This is a genomic window from Pelatocladus sp. BLCC-F211 (genome assembly GCF_041928655.1).
GTDB lineage: Bacteria > Cyanobacteriota > Cyanobacteriia > Cyanobacteriales > Nostocaceae > Pelatocladus.
In genome coordinates this window covers 45,293-52,705 of record NZ_JBHFLM010000131.1, presented here as the reverse complement: position 1 = coordinate 52,705, position 7,413 = coordinate 45,293, and the positions used below count along the sequence as shown (strand labels likewise).

The 7,413-nt window shown below is 37.9% G+C and carries 8 protein-coding genes; 6 read left to right on the top strand and 2 right to left on the bottom strand.

Annotated features, from left to right (window positions below; translation table 11 throughout):
- The first annotated feature begins 349 nt into the window (after positions 1-349).
- The 6 genes from ACE1AT_RS16440 (at position 350) to ACE1AT_RS16415 (ending at position 5,584) form a co-directional block, all read left to right on the top strand.
- Positions 350-1,222 carry a DUF4388 domain-containing protein gene (locus tag ACE1AT_RS16440; RefSeq protein ID WP_374870155.1) on the top strand — a complete coding sequence of 291 codons (873 nt, stop codon included), beginning with the start codon at positions 350-352 and terminating at the stop codon, positions 1,220-1,222.
- Complete coding sequence (locus tag ACE1AT_RS16435) at positions 1,222-1,770, top strand: ATP/GTP-binding protein (protein WP_374870153.1); 549 nt, start codon at positions 1,222-1,224, stop codon at positions 1,768-1,770. Before ACE1AT_RS16440 ends, ACE1AT_RS16435 begins: the two co-directional genes overlap by 1 nt.
- A gap of 187 nt (positions 1,771-1,957) precedes the next feature.
- Positions 1,958-2,548 carry a roadblock/LC7 domain-containing protein gene (locus ACE1AT_RS16430; protein WP_374870151.1) on the top strand — a complete coding sequence of 197 codons (591 nt, stop codon included), beginning with the start codon at positions 1,958-1,960 and terminating at the stop codon, positions 2,546-2,548.
- A 40-nt stretch (positions 2,549-2,588) separates the two neighbouring features.
- Positions 2,589-3,143 (top strand): protoglobin domain-containing protein, encoded by a 555-nt coding sequence (locus ACE1AT_RS16425; RefSeq protein ID WP_374870149.1) that lies wholly within the window; start codon positions 2,589-2,591, stop codon positions 3,141-3,143.
- A 334-nt stretch (positions 3,144-3,477) separates the two neighbouring features.
- Positions 3,478-4,356, top strand: coding sequence for a DUF4388 domain-containing protein (locus ACE1AT_RS16420; RefSeq protein WP_374870147.1), 879 nt, complete (start codon positions 3,478-3,480; stop codon positions 4,354-4,356).
- A 349-nt stretch (positions 4,357-4,705) separates the two neighbouring features.
- Complete coding sequence (locus tag ACE1AT_RS16415) at positions 4,706-5,584, top strand: DUF4388 domain-containing protein (RefSeq protein ID WP_374870145.1); 879 nt, start codon at positions 4,706-4,708, stop codon at positions 5,582-5,584.
- A gap of 115 nt (positions 5,585-5,699) precedes the next feature.
- Here the strand turns inward: ACE1AT_RS16415 and ACE1AT_RS16410 are convergent, their stop codons facing one another.
- Positions 5,700-6,110: a ChuX/HutX family heme-like substrate-binding protein gene (locus tag ACE1AT_RS16410; protein ID WP_374870143.1), complete on the bottom strand. Its 411-nt coding sequence runs from the start codon at positions 6,108-6,110 to the stop codon at positions 5,700-5,702.
- 157 nt (positions 6,111-6,267) lie between these two features.
- A complete protein-coding gene (locus tag ACE1AT_RS16405; RefSeq protein ID WP_374870141.1) occupies positions 6,268-7,221 on the bottom strand; it encodes a PhoH family protein in 954 nt (317 codons plus the stop codon).
- Positions 7,222-7,413 lie beyond the last annotated feature (192 nt).

Here is a 7,413-nt window from a genome sequence, read left to right as displayed (position 1 = left end):
TAAACCTCGTCCATCTTGAAAAGAGGAGTTTTTCAAAAAGGACATTATGTAGGTTGGGTGGAACGGAGTGTAACCCAACATTAACCAGACTATAATGTTGGGTTTCGCTGTCGCTACACTCAACCTACAAAACTACAGTTCTCAAAGTAGACGTGGTTTATGTGAATATTAATTGACACTTGTAAATTTCAATGCCAGTTCTGATTGAATAAATCTAAATTTGTTTAATGGCTTAGATTTGTAAATATTTGACCTGATTGAAGAGTAATAATTTAAAACTGGCAGAATATTCAATAAGTTATTAGGGTGTAATCTTCATTGATTACTTTATTTATGCTTGGATGAGCTAATGAACCTATCTAGTTCTTTCACGGATTTTTCTTTAGCTGAATTGTTTCAACTGATTGACCAAGGCAGAAAATCCGGTTGTTTAAGTGTATGTACTCTACCAGATATTCACACTCCTGATTCTAAATCGCAATATTATTATATTTGGTTTCGACAAGGACGTGTAGTTGCGGCAGCACATCGCTTAAATGGTCAGGGTTTAGTCCACAAAATTGCTCAACGAAGTTGGGTAAGCCAGCAACTTATAGAAAAATATTGTCAAATATTTTCTTCAGAAAAACCCCTTGGTTTATTTCTAAAAGCTGAAGGTTTACTCAACACCGAGCAATTAAATTTATTATTTGCTAGTCAAATGCATCAAGTACGACAGTTGTTTGAAATTCAAACAGGTGTATTTAAACTTGACAGCAAAGCACCGTTACCTGTTAAAGAAATGACAGGATTAAGTCTCAGAGCAATAGAAATAGCTCTGGTGGCTTTAAGAACACTAAAAAGCTGGAAAATATTAGCTGATGCACTCCCAGATCCCAATTCGGCTATACACAGCATTGCTCAAGGAAAACCACAAATTCATTTACATGCTTTGGAGTGGCAGGTATGGGAATTTGCCAATGGTAGCATGAGCTTAAGTGCGATCGCCAATCAACTCAATCAACCAATAGCTTTAGTTCAACAAGCAGCTTTTCGGCTGATGTTGGCTTGTTTAATCGAAGAAGTTCCCTTAAACGAATCAACACCAGAATTGAGTAATTATCCTGTAGATTTAAACTTAGTTAATTCTTCTAAAGCAGTCAAATCTCCAGTCGAGACAACCATCAAGATCAGTACTTTATTTCTACAAAATATAGTTGGCTTTTTGAGGAGTAATAATTGATGGAGATCCTACGCATTGTGATCACTGGAGGCGTAGGTGCAGGTAAAACCAGCTTTATTCGTACCATCAGTGAAATTGAAACGGTAGATACCGATAGAAAAGCAACTGATGAAATCGCACTCCTGAAAGAAAAAACTACAGTTGCATTAGATTTCGGGCGATTAACTATTGCACCTAATCAGTCACTACATCTTTATGGCACGCCAGGACAGGCGCGATTTGATTTTATGTGGGATATCTTAATTCAAAAAGCCCATGCCTACATTTTACTAATAGATACACACCGTCCAGAACACCTGCGCTATAGTCGAAAAATTCTGCAATTTATGAAGCATCGGGTAAAAATACCGTGTTTAATTGGGCTAACTCATACTGATTGTCCTGATGCTTGGGACATGGAAGATATCGCATTAGCTTTGGGACTATTGGATGCAAATAACAGGCTACCAATCATTTCTGTAAATGCGACAGAACCGACTTCTGTCAAAGAAAGTTTAATTGCATTGATCGAAGAAATTACCAAATATTACCAGTATTTTAGCGATTAAATGGCATTCTCTTGTGTAAACAAACTCTCAGACAGAATGTAAAAGTTAAAACATGTAACAATATTTTTATCCTGTTGTACGTGATTTTCCTTGTTACTTATATTGAGCTATCTAAAGTCTTGGAGTCAGCTATTGACGCCCAATAATGCGATTCATCACGCTATTCATAGCCTGCTGTTTAACCGTTATGCTTCTGGGCTACTTACTAAAGCGATTGACTAGGGATGTTCAAAAAATACCCTCTGTGTCAACAGAAACATCACATTTGTCAACAAAAACACATTCACCAGAAGAAACAATTGCGGAAGATACAGCACAATCGTTACCCGTAGTAACGGTAGACAATCTGTTACCAACAACTTCTGATCAAGCTCATACATCTGTACCAAAGATTGTGGAGGACAAATTTATGATTAACGTCTCAATGCTGCAAGACGAATTGCAAAACTTCGTGTCTGGAACCTCTGATATTCAAGGTGCGGCTTTAGTAAGTCCAGATGGCTTGGCTTTGGCCTCTGTGTTACCAGGTGGGATGGATGAAGAACGGACTGCTGCTATGTCTGCATCTATGCTGTCGTTAGGTGAACGTATCGGTCGCGAACTGGTTCGTGGGAATGTAGAGCGTATTGTTGTAGAAGGAGAAAAAGGCTACGGCGTGTTAGTTGCTTGTGGTAGTGATGCAGTTTTATTAGTACTGGCTAGTGCAGGTGTCAAACAAGGCTTACTGTTCCTAGAAGTTAAACGTGCTGTTTCTAGAATTGCGCCTCTGTTAGCCTGACTAGGAACAAAAAACAGTCTCATATAAGGAGAAGTCAATCATGCCTTTAGAAACACTAGCCTTTTTGTCTACGCTAGAACAGCGTGTAGGCTTGACAGATGAAGACAAAGCCATACTGAAGTCCCAAGCTGATTGGGGTTTACAAGTTGCTCCCGAAATGGCTGACCATTTTTATGCCTATTTGGGGCGTGATCTAGAAATGAATGCAATTTTACATGATGGAAGCGGGCGTATCCATCGCTTGCGTGAAACTTTCATTGAATGGTTTCACGAAATGTTTACAGGTATGGATGATTGGGGTCAAGCTTACGCCGATCGCCGTTGGAAAATCGGTTTAGTTCACGTCCGTATTGGTATTGGACCTCAACACGTTGTTCCAGCAATGGCGACAGTAATTCACCAAGTAGAAAAACGCCTACAAATTGATGGTCAAACTCCAGAACTCAAAGATGCACTCAGTCGCATTTGCATGATTGATTTAGCATTTATTGAGCAAGCTTATGTAGAGGTATCATCAGATGCTGTTCTCAGAGAAACTGGTTGGACTCAAGGTTTGTTTAGGCGTTTAATTGCTACTGGCGCACGCTCAATGTAATTCTATATAAACACCATGCTATCTGATTGATTTAACTATTGATTAGTGGCTTGCAAAAACTCCTACCTGTGTTTAGAACAATAAATTACAGGGTGCATTCTCCACATAGCCTTAAGATTAATACTCTCATTTAAATTAAGAAAAATTTCTTATTTGTTAATAAAATTAAGCAAAAAATCCAAATTTTAGCTATACAGTTTACATATAACTTCTCTGGCTGCGAAAGCTTAATCATAAGTAAAATTCAAAAGGTATGTATAAAACTTGCCGCAAGCACAGACATGAATTATCAGGGTGCAAGTTTGAAAAATAGCTTTTTATAATATTTGAAACAATGAGTCTACATAGTTTCTTAACAGATTTTTCCTTGGCTGAATTGTTTCAGCTCGTAGACCAAGGAAGAAAATCTGGTTGTTTAATTGTTTGTAATTTACTATATGATCCTGCTTCAGCAGGTCAATCTCGATATTACTTTATTTGGTTCCGAAAAGGATGTATTGTTGCTGCGGCAAATTGTTTAAACAGCGAAGGTTTAATGAATCAAATAAAGCAACGCAAGTGGGTAAAGCCGCAAATAATAGATGAATATTATGCGATCACACCAGCAACTATACCTTTTGGTTTACATCTCAAAACAGCAGGAGTATTAAATGCTGAACAATTAAATTTACTCTTTGCCAACCAACTACGGCAAATTCGAGAGCTTTTTGAAATTCAAAAGGGTGTATTCAGACTGGATAGCAAAGCAACTATACCTGGGAAAGAAATGACAGGGTTAAGTTTAAGCGCCATTGAAGTTGCTCTGATGGCTCTGAGAACGCTAAAAAACTGGGATATTTTAGCTGATGTTCTCCCAGATACTAATTCGGCGATATGTAGCATTACCCAAAACAAACCCGATCTTCACTTAAAAGCTTTAGAGTGGCAATTATGGGAATTTGCCAATGGTACTATATCTTTAGGTGCGATCGCCAATCACCTGAATCAACCAACAAGCTTAGTTCAGCAAGCAGCTTTCCGGCTGAAAATAGCTGGTTTAATCGAAGAAATTCCTCTTGATACATCTATTCCAGAATTGAATGATTACCCTCTAGATGTTAACAACGTAGACTCCTCTATTTTACTAAGTCAAAAATCCACAGAATCAGAAATGACTACGCTCAGTACTTCGTTTTTGCACAATCTAGTTGGGTATTTAAAAAATAAAGTTTAAGAATCCTAAATCATTTGTGAACAAAAACATCCCCGACTTTGCATAAATTGTGGGGGATCTGGCTCTCTTAATTTTCACAACTCCTACACGGATTGCTATATATGCAAAATATCAAGCAGCAAACATTATAGTGACTTCACATATCGCTATAAAATAAAGAAAAATCAAAGTTTATACAAATTTGTAAATAAACATTTAGATTGTTGAGGAATTAAGTTATATAATTCTTCTAAACTTAATGCAAAAAAAATAAAGTCTAGCTTTGAAAAAAGCAAGTAAAAAATTTGCTGCGAAGATTATCTAGTGGGTGCAAGTTAGGAAAAATAACTATTTTAGAATAATTGAATTAATGAGCTTATCTAGTTCTTTAACAGATTTTTCTTTGGCTGAACTGTTTCAAATCATAGACCAAGGAAGAAAATCTGGTTGTTTAACTGTTCGTAGATTATTAGATGGTAATGCTAGCCAAGCAAAATCCCAATACTACTTTATTTGGTTTCGGCAGGGGCGTATCGTCGCTGTGTCAAATTCTTTAGATGGGCAAGGTTTAATCACTAAAATCAGCGAACGGAAATGGGTGCAGCCACAACTTACAGAAAAATTTTTGCTGACACCAGGAAAAGAAAAACCCCTTGGTTTGAACCTCAAAACAGCAGGAATATTGAATGCTGAACAACTGAATTTATTATTTGCCAGCCAAATACAGCTAATTCGAGAGCTTTTTGAAATTCAAAAAGGTGTGTTTAAACTTGATAGCAAAGCACCCATACCAAATCAAGAAATGACAGGGTTGAGCTTGAGAGCAATTGAAGTGGCTTTGATGGCTCTGAGAAATCTGAAAAATTGGAAAACCCTGGCTGAAGCTCTCCCAGATCCTAATTCTGCCATACATAGTATGACTCAAACTAAACCAGAAATTCGTTTACATGCCTTGGAGTGGCAAATTTGGGAATTTGCTAATGGTACTATTTCTTTAGGTGCGATCGCCAATCAACTCAATCAACCAATAATTATTGTTCAACAAGCAGCTTTTCGGCTGAAAATAGCTTGCTTGATAGAAGAAGTTCCCTTTGTCAAATCTACTCCAGAAACTAGTAACTTCCCTTTAGATTGTAGATTGGTAAATTCTCCTGGTTCGGGAAATAAAAAATCCACAGAACCAGAAATGCTTAAAATAGTTACCTCATTTCTAGACAATCTAATTGGGTATTTAAGGAGCAATATCTAGGAGATTTGCAAAAAATCAATTCGTAGGAGCGCAAATCCTTACGCCCTACTCATTGGTAAAATTATTTTTCGCAAATCACCTGAATAAAAATCTTACGCACAACAACCAACTACCACTAACTAATTTCAGCTAACGGTATAGGCTGCCAAACTTCTCCATATTTTTCCCGAAGAGTGTGCCAAGCTTCCACTTGTCCTGGTTCATACTCACCTGGTTTACCCCATTGTAAAAATAAACTCAAAGCAGATTCCTGTTTCTCGTCAAGTAACCGGATAGCGTATGTCGTGAAATTACCACGCTTTGCTTCACCTGTTTCAAATTTCACTTGAGTTATTTTGTCCATATTTAAGTGAAATTCAAAACCTTCTGTATGCATATTTGCGTATTTACCCTTAGGTAACTCTGCATAAAATAGCTTTTCGATTTTGCCCCGTGCTTCTAATACTGCGGCGCTACTAGTGACAATTAAACGCAAAGTCCCCAAAGTTTCGCAAGCTTCCAAAAATTCTTTTAATGTATTGGTCATTTGTCCTTTGTTCTTTGTCATTTGTTCTTTGTCATTTGTCAGTGGATAGGGAACTCTTAACAGGCAACTCTTAACAGGGAACGGGGAATAGGAAACAAGGACATAAACTAACGACCATGCCTAATGCCCACAATGCCCAATGCCCAACGCCCATTGACTATTTTTCATACTGTTCGTATGCATTAACAATACGTTGAACTAGGGAATGGCGCACAACATCTTTTTGGCTAAATTCACAAAAAGCAATTCCTTCAACATGTCTCAAAATCTTGATCGCCACTGTCAATCCAGATTCTTGATGTAATGGTAAATCGATTTGTGTGATGTCACCAGTTACCACCATCCGGGAGTTGAAACCCAAGCGGGTCAACACCATTTTCATCTGGGAAGCTGTCGTATTTTGGGCTTCATCCACAATCACAAAGGCATTATTGAGTGTACGTCCCCGCATGTAAGCTAGGGGAGCAACTTCAATCACACCTCTTTCCATCAATGATGGTACCTTCTCTGGATCGATAAATTCATTAATCGCATCATAAAGTGGACGGAGATAAGGATTAACTTTTTGTTGCAAATCTCCGGGCAAAAAACCGAGTTTTTCACCTGCTTCAACAGCAGGACGAGTGAGAATCAGTTTTTCATATTGGTTAGCAAGAAGCGCCTGTACTGCTACAACAACCGCCAAAAAAGTTTTACCCGTACCAGCAGGCCCGGTACAGAAAATCATGTCATTTTTGTGTAGGGCTTGGATATATTGTTTTTGCCGAAATGTTTTGGCCCGGACTTCTTCGCCTCGCCGAGTTTTAGCTAAGACATCTTTTTGTAAGTCTTGCAGTTCATCTTCTCGATGGGTGTCTAAAGCTTGACGAGCTGTGAGAATATCAGCACTAGAAACAATATTACCTTTGCTCCACAGATATTCAAGCGATCGCACTAATCGACTAGCTAAATCAACTTGTTTGTCTGTCCCAGAAATGTGTAGTTCCTGTCCTCGCAGCACGAGTTTAGCACCTGTTTGCTTGGAAAGAATTTTGAGATTATCTTCTCCTTGTCCAGCTAGAGTGATTGCACTTGCGATGTTCGGCAGTTCAATTGTTAAGGCATCTGCCATAGTATGTACTGTATGATTAATATCTTAAGATTGACATAAATTATTGTTCTAATTGGGAATTTGGAATTAAGTCTTTTATTTTTAACCAATAAAAAATCATTTGCAATTTATACAAAATCCCACCCCTGTTTAGGGGTCTTTAGGGGTGGGAACGTCAAGCCTCTCTATTTTTTCTAGGTTTGACTACAACAA